Raw genomic sequence first — 17,470 nt, forward strand, 5'->3', positions numbered from 1 at the left:
ACCAATGTCCAAAACAGTCAACATAATGACCGATCCGGGTGCCGATGCCGAATCCATCAGTGCAGCACTGGCCAGCCGACTTAAGCAATATCGCAAAGAGCAAAAATTATCGCTGGACGAGCTGTCACGCCGCGCGGGCGTCAGCAAGGGCATGCTGGTGGAAATCGAAAAAGGCAGCGCCAACCCCAGCATTGCCATCTTGTGCAAGCTGGCGGCGGCACTGGGCATTTCCGTGGCGGATATCGTGAACGTGGCCAGCGCGCCGGCCATTCACCTTATCGAGCAAGCTGACATTCCCGTGCTGTGGCGCGGAGCGCATGGCGGTAGCGCCCGGCTACTGGCCGGCAGCAGCGGTCCGGACATGGTGGAACTGTGGCGCTGGGAGATGCAGCCGGGAGAGGTATTCACTTCGCCCGGACATCCGCAGGGGACCTTCGAGCTGTTTCATGTCGAGCAGGGCACATTGCAGCTGTGCGTGGGGGGTGCACTCAGCACCCTGCATGCCGGCATGGCAGCCGTCGCCCGTACCGACGCTCCGCACCACTATGCCAATCAAAGTGATGAGCGGTTGTTGTTTACCATGACCGTGGCCGAGCTCAGCCCTTTGCGCAGCATGAAATAAACCCTGCAGCAGCGGCCACCGCGCCATCTCGTAGCCCTCCTTGTAAACCGCTGCCTTGCCTGCCTGTTGGCCTGACGGCAAATCGGCATTGCATTTATATCGTATTGCGATATATTTAAACGACAGCCCTGCTGTTTTTCAAGGAGAATGCCATGAGTCCGCTTAGCCCCTTGCGCATGTTGTGGTCGTCAGGCCATAGCTGGGACAGCCTGTCCCAGTCCCATCCCACGCTTGCTGCCAGCTTTTGTCGACTGGTACTGCCCGGTTCGCTGCTGGGAACGGCGATGATCCTGTTTGCGGCCAGCTTTCATGGTGATGTCTACGGCCCGGAGGTTTCCTTTGCCCACTGGGCGCTGATCAGCCTGTTATTCATGCTGACCAACTGGCTGGCGGTGCCGCTGATGGCCTGGGTCATCCGCCAGTCGGTACATGCCCCTGCCCGCCCGGCCTTTGCCGACTGCTATCGCCTGGCGGCCATTGCCCCGCTGCCGATCTGGCTGTCCACCCTGACCTTGCTGCTGCCTTACCCGCTGTTCAACATGGCCTGCGGCCTGCTCGGCCTGCTGGCATCCGGCGCGCTGACCTATCACGGGCTGGATGCCCTGTTTGAGCATGATGACTCGGTCAGTACCCAGTCCATGGCCTACACGGTGTTTTCAGTGGGCGCCCTGGTATGGCTGTTCGTGGTGGCCTTGCTGATGCTGCCGCTGCTCTAGGCCAGCGGTCGGCAGTTTGGTCGCGGTTTGGATATGGTAAGGTAGCGCATCATCATTGCCCTGCCCGCCCATGTCCAGCCCGCTTTGCAAACAGGATTTCGAATACCTGGCCGACTTTCGTTACCGCCTGCGCCAGTTCTTGCGTTTCAGCGAGGAGCTGGCGCAAAGCCATGGCATCACGCCCCTGCAATACCAGTTGCTGTTGCAGGTACAGGGCTATCCCGGCCGGGACTGGGCCACCGTGGCCGAATTGGCCGAAAGGCTGCAATCGCACCATCACAGCGTGGTGGGATTGATCAATCGCTGCGAGAGCCAGCAACTGCTGCGCAAGGCGCCCGGCAGAAACGATGGCCGGCAAGTGGAAATCAGCCTGCTGCCCAAGGGACTGGAGCTGGTGGAAAAGCTGGCGCAAGCCCATCGTGATGAACTGCTGCTGCTCAAGGACCTGGCAAACAGCCCCTCGCCCGATTTGCTGCTGAATATCCAGCAGGCACTCAAAACCGGAAACTAGCCGCACAAGCCATTTGTATCGCAATGCGATATGATGACCGCCCCATTCATCCTGGCGCTGACTGTGCCTGACTCCATGAACCCAATCCTTAACTTCTTGCAGGGTTTTATCCCGCCCACCCTGGGCGCGGGTCGTCGCGAACGTCTTTATGGCTGCATTGGGGCCGGTCTGGGGCTGCAGGTGACCGCCCTGCTGAGCCATCTGTTCCTGGGTCAGGTCAATCCGTGGTTTATCGCGCCGATGGGAGCGTCTGCCGTCTTGCTGTTTGCCGTGCCTTCCAGCCCGCTGGCCCAGCCCTGGTCCATCATCGGCGGCAATATGCTGTCGGCGGCCATTGGCGTGAGCTGTGCCCGGTATATTGGCGACCCGGCACTGGCCGCCAGCCTGGCTGGTGCGCTGGCCATTGCCGCCATGTTCCAGCTGCGCTGCCTGCACCCGCCTGGCGGGGCAGTCGCCATTACCGTGGTGCTGGGCGGGCCGGCCATCCACGCGCTGGGTTACCAGTTCGTGTTGTGGCCGGTGGCGGTCAACTCCGCCCTCATGCTGGGCATGGCCCTGCTGTTCAACAATGCCTTGCGCCGGGGCTATCCGCACCGGCCTCAGCCCGCCCCCAACGCGCACCATACGGCCGACCCCCTGCCAAGCCAGCGCCGTGCCATCAGCCAGCAGGATCTGCACCAGGCCCTGGCCGCGCATGGCGAGGTACTGGATATCAGCGAGGAGGATTTGCTCGCCATTCTGACGGCGGCAGAGGAGCAGGCACAGCAGCGCCGGCTGGGGGGTATTCACTGCGCGGACATCATGTCGCGCGATGTGGTGAGCATTGCGCCGGATGCCAGCTTGCAGGATGCCTGGGACAAGCTGGCCCATCACAAGATCAAGGCGCTGCCGGTGGTCAACCCGGCACAAGCGCTGACCGGCATTGTGTCACTGCATGATTTTTTCCTGCCGCGTGATGGGCAAGCAGCCCACCTGCCCGGCAGCCCCGGCTGGGACCGCGGCACGGTGGCCGACATCATGACCAGCCCGGTGCGCCATGTTGCCGCCCTGCAGCCGATTACCGCCCTGAGCCGGGCTTTTTCCGATGGCGGCCTGCATCACATGCCGGTGGTGGATGCCGATGGCAAGCTGTGCGGCATCATTACCCAGTCCGACCTGATCGCCATCCTGCTGAAAAACTGATTCAGTCGGCCGCGCCCTGCAGGCGGTCGGCGTCCAGCAGCACGATTTCACGGCCATTGACTTCAATCAGCCCGGCCTCGCTCAGCTGATGCAGCATGCGTGAGAAGGTTTCCGGCGTCAGGTTGAGCCGCGAGGCAATCAGGTTCTTGTTGACCGGCAGCGTCACCACCGGCATTGGCCCGCGCTGCGGGTCGACATTCTGCAGCAGATAGCCGGTTACCCGTTGCAGGGAATTTTCAATGGAGTAGCGCTCCACATCGCGCACCAGGCCATGCAGGCGCATGGCCAGGCCGGCCAGCAAGCGGCGGGCAAATGCGGCATCGCGCTCTATCGCCTGGTAAATGGCTTGCGCTTCCACTTTCAGCAAAAAACCGTCTTCCAGAAACTGCGCCATCACCGGGCAGGGTCGCCCCAGAAACATCACCGCCTCGGCAAAGCTCTGCCCCGGATGAATGATCTCCATCACCTTTTCACTGCCCTGGGCGGAGGAAATGGCCAGTTTCACCCGGCCATACACCACCAGAAACATGCCATCGCACGGGTCGCCCTTCTGGAACACGACCTGCCCCTTGCTGCCACGCACTTCGTGGGTAAAAGGCACCAGCGCCTGGATCTGCGCTTCAGACAGTTCCTGAAACAGCGGCTGGTGACGCAAGAAAGCAGGGATATCAACTGTAGCCATGGTCATTTCCGTATGCCTAAGCGGGTGGATAACAAGCGGTGCCACGTCCAGCCGGCCGATACCGCCCACGCTGGCGACTATAGGCCACTGGCCTTAAAGCCACCATGCGCTGTAAGCAGGGAGGGGACTAGTTCTACCGACCTAGTCCGCCAACACGCACCGGGCCGGCATGCTGTCGCAGTGCGCCCTGCGCGCTAGTGGCTGGTGCCTTCGGAACGGTTGATCTTGTTGAACACATTGTATTTGCCGATGGGCTTGGCCATGGGCAAGGCCGCCACTTCACGCAGGGTTTGCGCATCCACCACAATCAGTTCGCCGGGATTTTCCATCACCGACACCAGCGCATAACGGCCATCGCGGGTGAACTCGACATGGGCGGTGGTCTTGCCCGGCCGCAACACCAGCTGGCGCACCACGCTGAGGCTGCGCTTGTCGATGATGGACAGCGTGTCCTTGTGTGCGCTCATCATGGAATCGGCCCAGGCATAGGGCGTATTTTCGTGGCTGCGCAGGAAAAAGCCCGGCCCCGGCAGCTGCACCTGCCTGATCAACTGCCAGCTGTCCATATCGACAAAGCTGAGCTGGCCGCCCTTGAGATTGGGCGTGGCCATGATGCGGTGGCCATCACGCTCGAAGCTGATGCCCGACCCCAGATGCGGCATGCCATCCAGCGGCAGGTCGGCCACTTTGCTGCGCGCATCCAGGCTGATCACCTGTGCCTGGCCGCTGCGTGAAGCACCCAGCACATGCTGATAAGACGGGTCGAAGTAGAAATCGTCCAGCACCATGGACAGCGGCGTCACCCGCGGGGTGAGAAAGCCCGGCTGGGCCAGTGCCTCACCCATTTTATAGTCGTGCACCAGACCGGCATAAACCGGCGCGGCATGGCGGTCGTAGCTGATTTCCCATAGCTCCGGCACATCTTTCAGCGCCACCACAAAGCTGTGGCGTGGCTCAGCTTCGTACACGGCAGACACCCGCGACGGATGACCGGCCGCATCGCGCACCGCAATGGTTTTCACCGGGGCCAGGCCGTGGGCGTCCAGCAGCACCAGCGTCTGCGGCAGGGTATTGCCGGCCAGAATCAAGTTACCGTCATCCGATACCGCGATATTGCGGGTATTCAGGCCCACGCGGATGTCCGCCACCACTTGCAGGCTGTACAGGTCGTACTGGGTCACCCAGCCATCGCGGCTGGAAAAATACACAAAGCGACCATCGGGGGAAAACTTGGGCCCGCCATGCACCGCATAGTGGCTGGCAAAACGGGTGATGGGCCGGAAGCGGTCGCCATCCAGCACCGTGACATGGTGGTCGCCCGCTTCCACCACCACAAACAGGTTGAGCGGGTTTGCCGTGTATTGCGGCCTGGCCGGCAGGCTGGAGAGCGCCACCGGCTGACGGTGCGAGGCGCGCATGTCGGCATCGCTCCAGCGCGGCGGCGTGGCCGGAGCGCTTTGTACATAGGCGGTGAGCTGGCTGATCTGTTCATCCGTCAGCTGGCCGGCAAAACCGGCCATCTGGGTGGCGCTGCGCCCCTGACTGATGGTGTTGCTGATTTCGGCGCTTTTCAGCCGCTCCAGACTTTCCGGCAGCAAGGCCGGGCCCATGCCGCCCAGCCGGTCGGCGCCGTGGCAGCTTTGGCAGTACTGGCCGTATAACTGCGCGGCAGCGGCAGCGGCAGTGGGAGCGGCAGTGGGAGATACTGCGTACAGGGGCAGGCTGAGCGCCATGCCGAGCAAGACTAGCCAGCATTTCATCAGACGGTCTCCCTCTGCCATGGCGTCAGCGGTGCCAGCGCGTGCACGCCACTGGCCACGCCCACTTCTTCATCGCTCAGATAACAGGCCGGGTCTGCCGCCCAGACATTCCCGGTCAGCTCCAGCGCCCGTATTCGGGTATTGCCATTGCAGATGGCCAGATGCTGACAGGCGGCGCAGCGCCCTTCCACCGGCCGTGGCGACTGGCGCAGCCCAGCCAGCAAGGGGTGGGACAGGTCCTGCCAGATGGCGGAAAACGGCCGCTGGCGCACATTGCCCAGTGTCACCTTCCACCACATGGTGTCCGGGTGCACATTGCCCAGATTGTCGATATTGGCCACGTTCACCCCGCTGGCGTTGCCACCCCAGGCCAGCAGGCGCTGACGCAACTGCGCCGCCTGCGCCGGGTAATGACGGGCAGCCCAGTGCAGCAGGTACACCGCGTCGGCATCGTTATTGCCAGTGACAAAATCACGCGGCTGGCCAGCGCGGATGTGCTGCAGGCAGGACTCGATCAGCAGGTCCATCGCCCAGCGGGTGCGCGGCTGACGGGCATCATCCGCCCGGTGCTTGTTGCCGCGCCCGGCATAGTTGAGATGGGAGAAGTAAAACTTGTCGATATTCTCCACCGCCAGCAGCTGCAATAGCGCAGGCAAGTCATCGGCATTGTCTTCGGTCATGGTGTAGCGCAGGCCCACTTTCAGCCCGGCATCGCGTGCCAGACGCATGCCGCGCAAGGCCAGCTCGTAGCCGCCAACCAGGCGGCGGAAGCGGTCGTGGGTGGCACCAATGCCATCCAGGCTGACCCCGACATAGTCAAAACCCACTGCCGCCAGCGCGGCAATATTGCGTTCGTCAATCAGTGTGCCATTGCTGGACAGGCCAACATAAAAGCCCATGGCCTTGGCGCGGGCGGCCAGCTCGAAAATATCCGGCCGCAGCAGTGGCTCGCCGCCGGACAGAATCAGCACCCGCACGCCAAAGGCGTGCAGATCGTCCATCACCGCGCAGGCTTCTGCCGTACTCAGTTCGCCCTGAAAATCCTTGTTGGCCGAGGTGGAGTAACAATGCTGGCAGGTAAGATTACAGCGGCGGATCAGGTTCCAGATCACCACCGGTCCGCCGGGTTTGCCGCCACGGGCGGGGGCGGCGGCCGGGTCGAGCAGGCTTTGCAGATAGGGTGTCAGGCGCAGCATGGCTGGCTCCGGCAATGGTGATGGCCATCAGTGTGCAGGCCGCCCCCGGCCCGTCTCCTTGACCCGTATCAACGGGATCAATCCCGGCTTATACCCGCAGGCCGGATTTTTTCAGGATGCGGGTGGAAAACAGCAGTGCATGGCGACGGCAGGCCGGGCCGAGCAATTGCAATAGCGCCGCCTGCTGTTCGCGTACCGCGCGGCGATTGTCACCATGCACCATGGCAAACAGGTTGTACGGCCAGTGCGGCAGGTGACGCGGACGGCGATAGCAATGGCTGACGCAATCCAGCTGGCCCAGTTGCTGGCCCAGTTCGTCCACCAGTTCGTCCGCCACATCAAACACCGCCATGCCATTGGCGCGGTAGCCGATGGCGTAATGATTGGGCACTGCGCCGATGCGGCGTATCACTCCCTGCTCCAGCATGCGGCCCAGCCGGGTCAAGACCTCTTGCTCCGGTAATTGCAGGCTGTCGGCCAGCTGGCGGTAGGGCTGCTCCACCAGCGGCAGACCGGCCTGGCTGGCGCGGATCAGCCGCCAGTCGTCTTCGTCCAGTTCTGGCGCCACGGGCTGTTCATCCAAACTGCCACGCCCGGCGCTGGCCTGCCCCACTGCCGCCTGGCCGCCCACGGTAAAGCGCATGCCGACAAAGTATTCGCGCTGCTTGGGGAAGGCATGCACGGTGAGGCCGGTCAGCAGTTCGATGGCACTGCAGGCGGCGGAAATCCCGGCCTGGCTGGCGGCGGCCAGTACAAACCACATGTTCAACTTATGCGTACGCTGATAGTTGTGCGCCACCGCCGGCAGGCTGTTGACCGCCGCCGCCACCTCGTCAAAGCGTGCCGGTGGCACCGCCAGTGCGGCCAGCACAAAGCAGCCGCCCATGCGTTCTATCTGGTACAGCGGGCCAAAACGGGTCAGCACCTGGCGCTGCAGCAGGCCATCCAGCCCCTGCAGCAAGGCCCGTTCGCTGCAGCCCAATACAGCAGCAGCGCTGGCAAAGGGCTGGCTATCCAGCGGAAAGCCCCCTTGCAGCTGGTTGACGATGCAGGTTTCCAGCGGGTTGAGCGCAGCCCGGCTATGCGTGATGGCCATAACAGGCTCCGCGTTGGGTGTAGCGTTTGATTGAAGGCAGCACGGCATGCGGGTAAGGCTGCAAGTCGTGTCGCCGGATCAGTTCGTCCAGCATGGCCTGCAGGCTGGCGGCATCGCTGGCGTGAATCATGCAGAACAACTGATAAGGCCAGTGCGGCAGCCGCGCCGGGCGTTCGTAACACAAGGTGACGGCCGCTTCTGTCGCCAGTTGCCGGGCGATGCGCGCGCGCGTGGCGGCATCATCGATCTGCCACACGCACATGGCATTGTGGCGATAGCCCAGCTCGGCATGGCACAGTACCGCGCCAAAGCGCCGCAGCACCCCTTGCGCTTGCCAGTCCTGCAATTGCTGCAGCACCTCCGGCTCGGTCAGGCCACAACTGCTGGCCAGTAGCTGGAAGGGGCGCAATTGCAGCGGCAGGCCGTCACGCAAGGCGGCCAGCAGGCGTTGCTGGCGCCAGTCCGGGCGGATAGGGTCTGGCTGACGTTGCGGCTGACGCACGGCGGTGCTGCCATCCAGCGCAAAGCCCAGGTCGATATGGTATTCGCGCAGCAAGGGCAGGTTGAGCGGTGCCAGCCCGGTAGCCAGATGGATGCGTGACAGCACCTCGGCCACGTTGGCGGCATCGCTGGCGGTCACCACAAACCACAGGTTGAAGTGGTGGTCGCGCTGGTAGTTGTGATTCACCTCGGCATGGCTGCTGACAAAGGCAGCTACCGCATCCAGCCGTTCCGGCGGCACGGCCAGCGCCGCCAGCGTGCTGCTGCCCACGGTATTGGGTGCAAATACCGCGCCCAGCCGCGATAGCAGGCCAGCCTGCCGGGCTGATTGCAGCAGTTGCAGCAGGGTATTGGCCGTCCAGCCCTCGCCCAGCAGGGTGGCCATGTCGGCAAACGGCGTGGCACTGAGCGGAAACTGTTTCTGGCAGCGGTCCAGTGCCTGCAGGCTGCGTGGCGGCAGTACGCCAGGGTTTGAAGGGTCTGGCATCACATCCCCATCCTGCTGGCACGGCTGCTGAAGAAAATGCCGGATGGCTCCAGCGCCGGCAAGGTGCGGCGCACGGTGAGCGTGGTGGTGTCGATCACCAGCAGCTTGTTGTCGTCGCGGCTGGACAGCCACACCGCATCGCCACGCGGGGTGAATTCCATATGCAGGATGGCGCGGCCCGGTTGCAGGGTCTTGATCACCTGCCGGGTTGGCACATCAATCACCTGTACCTTGTCGTTATCGGGGAAGGCAAAGTTGACCCACACCCGCCGCCCGCCCGGTTCGGCCATCACGAAGACTGGTTGGCCCAGCACCGGCACTGTTGCCACCTGCGCCCAGCTGCGGTTGTCGGCCACCAATACCTCGTGCTGACCGATGGCAGGCAGGAAGGCGTAATCCCCGGCGATGGACCAGCCGCGCAAATGCGGCATCTTGTACACCGGCAGGGTCTGACGGCCACGGCCATAGCCGGCCAGAATGCGCCGCACGCCGGCATCAGCATGCCAGCTGTCCAGCAAGGCCAGCCCGTCTTCGCCATACAGCCCGGCAATAAAATAACGGCCATCGCCACTGGCCAGCCCGTCGTAAGGCTGCTTGCCGATATGCGCAAAGCGCTGGATTTTTGGTGCCGTAGGCGTACTGGCGTCCAGTACATCGATTTCATCGGCATCAAACAGCGCATAGGCAAAGCGCTTGCCCGGCAGGTCGGCAAGGCCCACCACGCGCGAGGGCTGGCCATTGGCCCCGGCAGCGGCCGGAACACTGGCCAGCAAGGCCAGGCTGTCGGCATCAAACAGCTTCACCCCGCCGGGGCTGTAGTTTTGTGCGGCAATCACCCGGCCATCGCTGGAAATGGCACCGCCTATGCTGTTGCTGGCCTGCTCCACCCGCTGCACCAGCCGGGCGGTGAGCAAATCCACTTTGCTGATGGCACCATCGCGGCCAAACACATAGGCATAGCGGGCATCCGCGGAAAACACCACCGAGGCATGGGACAGATCGCCCAGGCCCTGTACCCGTGCCAGCGCCTGTTCATGGGTGTTGTCGACAATCTGCACGCTGCCACTGGCGCGTTCGATCACCACGCCCAGATTGCCCGTGCCACGCAAGGGTGGCGGACTGACGCAGGCCGCCAGCGCCAGACTTAGCAAAGCAGCCAGCAGGCGGGCTAGCGTACGCCGCCCTGTTGCAAGAGTTGAACCAGCCATTGCGCTTCTTCTTCGGAAAGGAAAGGCCGCCAGGGCGGCATCGGGGTGCCGGGGCGGCCATTCAGAATGGTGGCCACCAGGCTGTCGGCCGGTTTGCCGGCCAGCGCCTGGGGGGTGAGCGGGCTACCCAGCCCGCCCTTGAGGCTGAGCCCATGGCAGGCACCGCAATCGTTATGCAATAGTTGCAGCAAGGCTGCGGCGCGCGCTTCGTCCGGGGCTGCGGCGGCCTGCTGGCACAGGCTGGCGGCCAGCAGTGCCGATAATCCCGCCAGCCACAGGCGGCGCCTTACTGGGCCAGAATCCATGTCACCAGCTGCTTGAGGTCGGCATCCGGCACTTGCGGATTAGGCGACATCGGAATGGCACCAAAACTGCCGGAACCACCGGCCTTCACCTTCTGCATCAGCTTGGCGGTGACATCCTGCCCCTTGTATTTTGCCGCTACCTGCTTGTAGGACGGGCCAACCAGCTTGGCATCCACGCTGTGGCAGGCCAGGCAGTTGTATTGCTTGGCCAGTTCCGGCCCGCTGGCCGCCTCGGCCAGCCCGGCGGACATCAGGCCCCCCAGGGCCAGCGCGATCAGTGCATGTTTCATTGTTTTCTCCTTGGTCCGACAGACCATGTGCTGTCTGCCGGATTTCAACAGTGGAATGCCTGCAAGGACTTATCCCAGATCAATAAATGTCATGCTGGGTGTTGAATACATTGAACTTGCCAGTGGGAGTGACCAGACGCGGGTCCTTGATGACGGCCTTGAGCTTGCGGGTTTTGTCGTCCACCACCACGATGGCCGATTGCTTGTCCTTGCCGCTCCACACCGAGAACCACACCTCGCTGCCATCCTTGTTATACTCCGGCTGCAGCACGCGCTTGGCACCATCGCCCAGGCCAGACCACTCGCCAATCGGCAGGGTGACAAAGCCCTTGTCCAGATGGTTGATGTCAAACACGGCAGCGCTCTGGCTGACGGCTGCATCCGGGTTCAGCGCGGTATCCACCCACAGATTGTGTGATTTCGGGTGAGTCTTGATGAACAGCGAACCACCGCCCTGCCCCTTCAGCACCCGCACCACCTTCCAGGCCAGGGCCTTGTGCTTGTCCGGGTCGGTGCCGATCAGGCTGATGCTGTCGTCGCCCAGGTGGCCGGTGGCCCATACCGGGCCGTATTGCGGGTCGACAAAGTTGGCACCACGGCCCGGGTGCGGGGTCTTGCCCACATCCACCAGCGCGGCCAGCTTGTCCAGCTTGGTATCCACCACGGCGACTTTGTTGGAGGCATTGGCGGCCACCATGAAGTAGCGGCCGGTGGTATCGAAACCACCGTCATGCAGGAACTTGGCCGCGTCGATGGTGGTGGTTTTCAGGTTGGACAGGTCGGAATAATTCACCATCATGATCTTGCCGGTTTCCTTGGCATTGATGACGAATTCCGGCTTGTAGTGGCTGGCCACAATCGAGGCCACGCGCGGTTCCGGGTGGTATTCGTTATCCACCGTCATGCCACGGGTGCCGACAATCTTCAGCGGCTTGAGGCTGTTGCCGTCCATGATCACGTACTGTGGCGGCCAGTAGGCCCCGGCCACCGCCAGCTTGTCTTCAAAGCCCTTGAACTTGGAGGTTTCTACCGAACGGGCCTCCAGGCCGATGCGGATTTCCGCCACCGTGTCCGGCTTGGCCATCCACAGGTCGATCAGGTTGATCTTGCCGTCGCGGCCAATCACGTACAGGTAGCGGCCAGACTGCGACAGGCGGGAAATATGCACGGCATAGCCGGTTTTCAGCACGCTGACAATCTGCTTGCTATTGCCGTCGATCAGCGCGATCTGGCCAGCATCGCGCAGGGTGACCGAGAACAGGTTGGCCACATCCAGATTGTTCTCTTTATGCGTTGGCCGCTTTTCTGGTGGAATCAGCACCTTCCAGGTACCCAGCATGTCCTTCATGCCGAATTCCGGCGGTGTCGGCGGTTCCTGCTGCACATAACGCGCCATCAGGTCCACCTGGGCATCGGTCAGTTCACCCGAAGTCCCCCAGTTGGGCATGCCGGCTGGCGAGCCGTACTTGATGAAGGTCTTGAGGTATTCGGTGCCACGCCCCAGCGTGATGTCCGGTGTCAGCGGCTTGCCGGTGGCCCCCTTGCGCAATACCCCGTGACAGCCGGCGCAGCGTTCAAAGTAAATCTGCTTGGCGTGGCCGAACTCCGCCTCGGTCATCGGCGGCGCCTTGGGGTTGATGTTCTGGTGCATCGGCTCGGCAGCCAGCGGCGAGGCAGCGCCCTGGTATTTCGCCTCCGGGGCGGAAGGCGAGGTGGCGGCAGTATCCGCCCAGGCCTGCATCACGGAAAAAGGCAGGGCCGCCAATAACACACTTCTTGGCAGCCAGGACAAGCGCGGGGTCTTCATGGTTAGGGCTCCAGCGTGACAGTAATGCTTGGTTGCCGGCATCTTCATCCCGCGGGCATATCCCCCTCCTTGATTCGAATCAACGGTTTAGCCACGACCCCACATGCAATGCAGGCAAGCAGCCGGATTGCTGCTATAGCGGCAGCACATCCAAGCTGCGCAAACTTTTACCCGGATACACATGAATCTGGCAGATACTTACAATACGAATGCAGACGCATCAGACTGATGCCGTACAGCTTCCATTTGCGGGCTCCTGACCGAGGACGATGAAAAATGTTCTGTCGCTTTACCTTGCTGTTTCAGGCAGCCGTGCTGGCTTGTATGCTCAGCAATATTGCCCACGCCTCCGGTACCGTCACCATTTCAGTCATCCAGAATGATCCGGTGGATGCGGTCGGATTCCGGATTATCAAAGAGGCGTATCGCCGTATCGGCATGACTGCATTGGCTTCCCCACTCCCCAGCAAACGGGCCATCGCGGCTGCAGACTCCGGCAGCAACGATGGCGATGCCATACGTGCAGAGGGTATGGAAATCCAGTACCCACACCTGCTGCGAGTACCCGAGCCCGTGATGTCCATCGACACCTACGCCTTCACCACCCAAGCTGAAGGGCTTGAAATCAAGGGTTGGAACAGCCTGAGGGGCCATCAGGTCTGTATCAGGCAGGGGATATTCCTGCAGGAGGCAAAAACGAATCAACTGCTGGTCAGCCATGTTGTCACGATTGCCGATGCAATCAGGATGCTGATTGCCGGACGCTGTGACGTTGCCACCTTAAGCAAATGGGCATGGCTGGAGATTGCAGAAATGCATGCAGGCAATATCCGTCAGCTACAGCCAGCCTTGGCGAGCAACCGGATGTATCACTACCTCAATATCAGAAATGCTCACTTGCTTGCTCCACTGGCACAGGCACTGCAGCAGATGAAGGCTGATGGCACCATGACCATCCTGGAAAACAAAGACAAGGAAGTAATCGAGGCCGCCATGACGAGTTATTCACGGCAGAAAGTATCGCAGGCCCGGTCATCCTTCAAGGCAGACTGAAGCGGCCCTCGTTGCTGTCATATAAGACTGCTCCAGCAACAGTACCGGAATCCGACCCCATCATTTTCCCGGCAAGTCCAGCGACTTCTGTTCCGGCTGCACCTCCAGCCCCCAGTCGCCGTATTCGTACCAGTCCTCGCCCAGTACTTCCGCCGGGTGCTGGGTGCGGCCGGAGCCATTGCCGCATTGCAGGGAATCGGCCGGGCAGTATTTGTCGCAGCCCCAGCAGATGCGCTCCGGGTGCGGTGGATTGAGCGGGAATTTTTTAGCCATGCGCCATTATCGCGCCGCGGCCAATGCCGCTCATGGACACATATCAAGAAATGGCCTGGCCGCTGCCAAAAAAAACCCGGCCACCAGGGGCCGGGAAAAAAGGTGCGTACACCTTGGAGTACAGGTCAAGTAATCAATAACCAGCTCAGCGGGTAAAGCCGGCGTACAGGCGGGTCAGTACCTGTGGCAGGGTCTGCGCCTGCTGCACCACCACATAGCCGCGGTGGCCAAACAGATGCGGCAGGTAGTCACCGGCCTCGCGGTCTACCGTCACGCAAAACGGCAGCAGACCGTCGCGGCGGGCTTCCAGAATGGCCTGGCGGGTGTCCTCGATGCCGTAGCGGCCTTCGTAGTGGTCCAGGTCATTGGGCTTGCCATCGGAAATGATCAGCAACAAGCGGCGTGCTGCCGGCTGTTGCAGCAGGATGCGGCTGCTCTGGCGAATGGCCGCACCCATGCGGGTGTAATAACCGGGGCGAATGGCGATGATGCGGCCACGGGTGGTGTCGTCGTAGCGTTCGGCAAAATCCTTCAGCACCTGCAGACGCACTTCCTGGCGACGGATGGAGGAAAAGCCATACAGGCCAAAGGCGTCGTCACTGGCGGACAGCGCTTCGGCAAACAGCAGCAGGCTGTCGCGTATCACATCGATCACCCGCCCGGCTTCCCCTACCCAGCTTTCGGTAGACAGCGACAGGTCGGCCAGCGTCAGGCAGGCCAGGCTGCGCTCCCCCGGCGGCCAGGCCTGGTAGAGCGCGGGCTCGGCGATGGCCACGCCGCTCATGCGCTCGGACATGAAACGGATGACCCGATCGATATCGATATCCGGGCCGCTGGCTTCGCCACTGCGCCGCACCCGCTCCGGCGCCAGCGCCTGAAACTGGCGGCGCAGACGCCGTGCCAGTGGCTGCAGGCGGTCCGGCAGGGCAGCTGGCTGGGCATCTCGCGGCAGCATGGGCTTGATGATGCAGTGGTCCTCCACCAGTCTTTGCTGTTTCCAGTTCCATTCCGGCAGCTTCAGCCCCGGCCCCAGCGGGCTGTCATCGTACGCCGCCGCTGGCAAGTCCAGGTCAAACTTCAGCTTGCTGGACTTGGTATCGGCATCCTGCGCCAGCGACAAGCGGTTCATGTCCTCTGCCGCGGCCTCGCCGTTATTGTCATCGTCCTCTTCGCTATGGCGATTGACCTTGACGTACTCGTCCCAGGTAAACAGGCTTTCGGCACGGAACACCAGCAACATGCCGTTTTTCCGTTCGTCCTGCGCCACGCGCTGGGCGCGATAGCGGCGGCGGCCTGAGCGCTGGTCGGGCCGTTTGCCTTGCGGGTTTTGCGCCGCGTTCTGCGCCGCCGCCCCCGCCTGCTCTACCGTAGGCGGCAGCGGATGCAGCCACAGCGGTACCGGCAGTGGCGGCTGGGTAATCGGCGGCAGAATCTGTTCGACCTCCGGCTGGCGCAAGGCTGCCTGGATGGCACGCTCGACTGCGGCCTCGCTTGGCGGCAGCCGTGCTGGATCCGGACGCATGGGCAGCAAGCCGGTTACCAGCCGCTGGTAAACCAGCGCCAGCCCAGGCATGGCGGCCAGGCAGGCGGCGGTGGCGGCGCGGTTGCGCTTGAGCCAGTCGCCGGGCCGCACCGGGGCAGCCGCCAGCGCCATCAGCCAGAAATACAGCTGGCGATTCAGTGCTGCATCCGGGTACAGGTCCAGCTTGTCCGGCAGGTAAAACGCCTGGCTGTCGCGCCAGGCCAGCTCCACCTTGGTGCCGGTGCCAGCCAGCCGTTCAAGCAGCCGCCGCCGTGCGCCATGTTCGGTGCCAACCGTGGAGCGCAGCACCAGTGCCGGGTCACCGCCCATGGCACGGAAAAACAGCGGGGCCTGGCCGGCGATGCTTTCCAGCTCCACCGCCGCTGCGGGATGGCCACGGTAGGCCGCCCGGCGCACCAGCTTGTCCCACCAGCCGCCTACGATGTCTTCCATGTGCGCGCTACCTGGCGGGAAACTGGGTGTCGATCACCGCCAGCAGCGCGGCGATGGTATCGGCCTCATCGCTCAGCGGCTCGGCCAGCGCCGTGCGGCAGGCCAGCTGCGGCGCCATGCCGGACATCATCAGCTTGGCAGCGTAGACCAGCAGTCGGGTGCTGACCGATTCGTCCAGATCATAGCCAGTGAGGCGGCGCAGCTGCCCGGCCAGCGTCACCAGCTGGCGGGCCTGGCTTTCGGCAATGCCGGTTTCCTGTTGCAGCACCGCCAGTTCCACATCCGCTGCGGGAAAATCAAAGCTCATGGCGACAAAGCGCTGGCGGGTACTGGGCTTGAGGGTTTTCAGCACATGCTGGTAACCGGGGTTGTACGACACCACCAGCATGAAGCTGGGCGGTGCTTCCAGCAGCTCGCCGGTGCGCTCGATAGGCAGCATGCGCCGGTCGTCGGTGAGCGGGTGCAATACCACGGTGGTGTCCTTGCGCGCCTCCACCACTTCGTCCAGATAGCAAATACCGCCCTGGCGCACGGCACGGGTCAGCGGACCGTCGCACCATACCGTCTGACCATCCCCGATCAGGTGGCGGCCCACCAGATCGGCGGCGGACAAATCGTCATGGCAGGACACGGTGATCAGCGGCAGGCCCAGCCGGGCTGCCATATGGGCGACAAAGCGGGTCTTGCCACAGCCGGTGGGGCCTTTGATCAATACCGGCAACTGCTGTTGCCAGGCGGCCTCGAACAGGCGGCATTCATCGCCCTGGGCCTGATAAAACGGTGCTGCCACAGCAGCGGGTAAGGGTGCGTTCATGTCCGGCCTCAGCAAAAACTCATCATCAGCAAGCCCGTCACCAGCAGCAGCCAGCCATGCACGACAAGGCGCAGCCAGCGGGGGGCATGGCGCAGGCCCATATAGTGCTCGATCACGGTAACGCCCTTGACCCAGGCCAGCAGCAATACCAGCCGGGCCAGGGCACCCTGCCCCAGCGACAGGCCCTGTTCGGCCAATAGTGCGGCCAGCAGGGTCAGGCCGCTCAGCCAGAGCCACCACAGCCACAAACGGGAAGATGCGGGATAATTCATCTGCACAGCATAGGCAGTGCGTCGCGCGGCATCCTTGATACCGGATAAGGGTTTGGCCCTGCGCTAGCGCGCCACATACACCAGGGCAAACAGCACCAGCCACACCAGGTCCACCATATGCCAGTAGGCCGCGGCGGTTTCCACGCCGTCCAGCCGGCCAGGGCCATAGCGGCCATCGCGCGCCATCCACCACACCGCCGCCACAATCACCATGCCCAGCACCACATGCAGGAAATGAAACACGGTGAGCGACAGGTAGAACATCCAGAAATCATTGCTGGACAGGCTGATGCCGGCCATGAACTTGCCCGCCAGTTCATACAGCTTGCACAACAGGAAACCGCTGCCAAACACCATGGCCAGCAGCAGCGCCCGGCGCGCCGCAGCTTGCCGGTCCAGGGCAAACCGTTTCACCGCGGCCACCATGCAGGCGCTGCCGGCGATCAGCAGCAGGGTATTGAGCGTGGGCAGCAGCAAGGCCAGATGCGACTGGCCCTCGGCAAACAAGGCCGGCTGCTGCCGGCGATATACCCCGTACACCAGGAAGAACACGCCAAACACCGCCAGCTCTGCCAGGATGAAACACCACATGGCCAGGTCACCCGGTATATGGCGCGCGGGCGGCGCTGCGGTCAGTTCCAGACTTTGTCCATTCATCTCTGCCTCCAAAACAAAGAGGCGGCCCGCAAGCCGCCTCAAGATCGGTACGGATAGCCGCTA

Annotated in this window: 19 protein-coding genes; 5 read left to right on the forward strand and 14 right to left on the reverse strand. The window is 62.8% G+C overall.

The genetic code is table 11. The features are described from left to right. The first annotated feature begins 25 nt into the window (after positions 1 to 25). From DFR38_RS02375 to DFR38_RS02390, 4 genes are all read left to right on the forward strand, one after another. Positions 26 to 622: a helix-turn-helix domain-containing protein gene (locus tag DFR38_RS02375; protein ID WP_239688696.1), complete on the forward strand. Its 597-nt coding sequence runs from the start codon at positions 26 to 28 to the stop codon at positions 620 to 622. A gap of 152 nt (positions 623 to 774) precedes the next feature. Then, complete coding sequence (locus DFR38_RS02380) at positions 775 to 1,338, forward strand: YIP1 family protein (RefSeq protein ID WP_059286307.1); 564 nt, start codon at positions 775 to 777, stop codon at positions 1,336 to 1,338. 70 nt (positions 1,339 to 1,408) lie between these two features. Continuing rightward, positions 1,409 to 1,849 carry a MarR family winged helix-turn-helix transcriptional regulator gene (locus DFR38_RS02385; protein WP_059286306.1) on the forward strand — a complete coding sequence of 147 codons (441 nt, stop codon included), beginning with the start codon at positions 1,409 to 1,411 and terminating at the stop codon, positions 1,847 to 1,849. Between the two features lie 75 nt (positions 1,850 to 1,924). Further along, entirely contained in the window at positions 1,925 to 3,031 is a 1,107-nt protein-coding gene (locus DFR38_RS02390) for an HPP family protein (RefSeq protein WP_110313011.1), read from the forward strand. 1 nt (position 3,032) lies between these two features. Here the strand turns inward: DFR38_RS02390 and DFR38_RS02395 are convergent, their stop codons facing one another. The 9 genes from DFR38_RS02395 to DFR38_RS02435 form a co-directional block, all read right to left on the reverse strand. After that, a complete protein-coding gene (locus tag DFR38_RS02395; RefSeq protein ID WP_110313012.1) occupies positions 3,033 to 3,713 on the reverse strand; it encodes a Crp/Fnr family transcriptional regulator in 681 nt (226 codons plus the stop codon). A 194-nt stretch (positions 3,714 to 3,907) separates the two neighbouring features. After that, positions 3,908 to 5,473 (reverse strand): nitrite reductase, encoded by a 1,566-nt coding sequence (locus DFR38_RS02400; RefSeq protein WP_059286305.1) that lies wholly within the window; start codon positions 5,471 to 5,473, stop codon positions 3,908 to 3,910. Further along, positions 5,473 to 6,669, reverse strand: a complete 1,197-nt coding sequence (gene nirJ / locus DFR38_RS02405) for a heme d1 biosynthesis radical SAM protein NirJ (RefSeq protein WP_059286304.1) — start codon at positions 6,667 to 6,669, stop codon at positions 5,473 to 5,475. Before nirJ ends, DFR38_RS02400 begins: the two co-directional genes overlap by 1 nt. 88 nt (positions 6,670 to 6,757) lie before the next feature. Then, positions 6,758 to 7,765, reverse strand: coding sequence for a siroheme decarboxylase subunit beta (gene ahbB / locus DFR38_RS02410; protein WP_059286303.1), 1,008 nt, complete (start codon positions 7,763 to 7,765; stop codon positions 6,758 to 6,760). Beyond that, the gene (ahbB, locus tag DFR38_RS02415) at positions 7,749 to 8,753 is read right to left on the reverse strand and encodes a siroheme decarboxylase subunit beta (RefSeq protein WP_059286302.1); all 1,005 of its coding nucleotides are present in this window, start codon (positions 8,751 to 8,753) and stop codon (positions 7,749 to 7,751) included. The genes ahbB (DFR38_RS02410) and ahbB (DFR38_RS02415) overlap by 17 nt, the downstream gene beginning before the upstream one ends. Next, positions 8,753 to 9,961, reverse strand: a complete 1,209-nt coding sequence (locus tag DFR38_RS02420; RefSeq protein ID WP_059286301.1) for a cytochrome D1 domain-containing protein — start codon at positions 9,959 to 9,961, stop codon at positions 8,753 to 8,755. The genes ahbB (DFR38_RS02415) and DFR38_RS02420 overlap by 1 nt, the downstream gene beginning before the upstream one ends. Continuing rightward, positions 9,922 to 10,266, reverse strand: coding sequence for a c-type cytochrome (locus tag DFR38_RS02425; protein WP_059286300.1), 345 nt, complete (start codon positions 10,264 to 10,266; stop codon positions 9,922 to 9,924). The genes DFR38_RS02420 and DFR38_RS02425 overlap by 40 nt, the downstream gene beginning before the upstream one ends. Beyond that, the gene (locus DFR38_RS02430) at positions 10,248 to 10,556 is read right to left on the reverse strand and encodes a c-type cytochrome (protein WP_059286299.1); all 309 of its coding nucleotides are present in this window, start codon (positions 10,554 to 10,556) and stop codon (positions 10,248 to 10,250) included. The genes DFR38_RS02425 and DFR38_RS02430 overlap by 19 nt, the downstream gene beginning before the upstream one ends. A gap of 79 nt (positions 10,557 to 10,635) precedes the next feature. Beyond that, positions 10,636 to 12,363 (reverse strand): cytochrome D1 domain-containing protein, encoded by a 1,728-nt coding sequence (locus tag DFR38_RS02435; RefSeq protein WP_059286298.1) that lies wholly within the window; start codon positions 12,361 to 12,363, stop codon positions 10,636 to 10,638. A gap of 276 nt (positions 12,364 to 12,639) precedes the next feature. On the opposite strand from DFR38_RS02435, the gene DFR38_RS02440 reads away from it, so the two are divergent. Next, the gene (locus DFR38_RS02440; protein WP_059286297.1) at positions 12,640 to 13,416 is read left to right on the forward strand and encodes a substrate-binding periplasmic protein; all 777 of its coding nucleotides are present in this window, start codon (positions 12,640 to 12,642) and stop codon (positions 13,414 to 13,416) included. 60 nt (positions 13,417 to 13,476) lie between these two features. On the opposite strand, the gene DFR38_RS02445 is transcribed toward DFR38_RS02440, so the two are convergent. From DFR38_RS02445 to DFR38_RS02465, 5 genes are all read right to left on the reverse strand, one after another. Beyond that, positions 13,477 to 13,689: a DUF3079 domain-containing protein gene (locus DFR38_RS02445; RefSeq protein ID WP_059286296.1), complete on the reverse strand. Its 213-nt coding sequence runs from the start codon at positions 13,687 to 13,689 to the stop codon at positions 13,477 to 13,479. Between the two features lie 145 nt (positions 13,690 to 13,834). Further along, entirely contained in the window at positions 13,835 to 15,664 is a 1,830-nt protein-coding gene (locus tag DFR38_RS02450) for a nitric oxide reductase activation protein NorD (protein WP_110312941.1), read from the reverse strand. A gap of 7 nt (positions 15,665 to 15,671) precedes the next feature. Next, a complete protein-coding gene (locus DFR38_RS02455; RefSeq protein ID WP_059287605.1) occupies positions 15,672 to 16,478 on the reverse strand; it encodes a CbbQ/NirQ/NorQ/GpvN family protein in 807 nt (268 codons plus the stop codon). Positions 16,479 to 16,486: 8 nt separating this feature from the next. Next, on the reverse strand, positions 16,487 to 16,750 hold the full coding sequence (locus DFR38_RS02460; RefSeq protein ID WP_059287604.1) for a cytochrome C oxidase subunit IV family protein: 264 nt from the start codon (positions 16,748 to 16,750) through the stop codon (positions 16,487 to 16,489). A 63-nt stretch (positions 16,751 to 16,813) separates the two neighbouring features. Continuing rightward, entirely contained in the window at positions 16,814 to 17,407 is a 594-nt protein-coding gene (locus tag DFR38_RS02465) for a cytochrome c oxidase subunit 3 (protein WP_059287603.1), read from the reverse strand. Positions 17,408 to 17,470 lie beyond the last annotated feature (63 nt).

Source organism: Aquitalea magnusonii (assembly GCF_003202035.1).
GTDB classification, from domain to species: domain Bacteria; phylum Pseudomonadota; class Gammaproteobacteria; order Burkholderiales; family Chromobacteriaceae; genus Aquitalea; species Aquitalea magnusonii.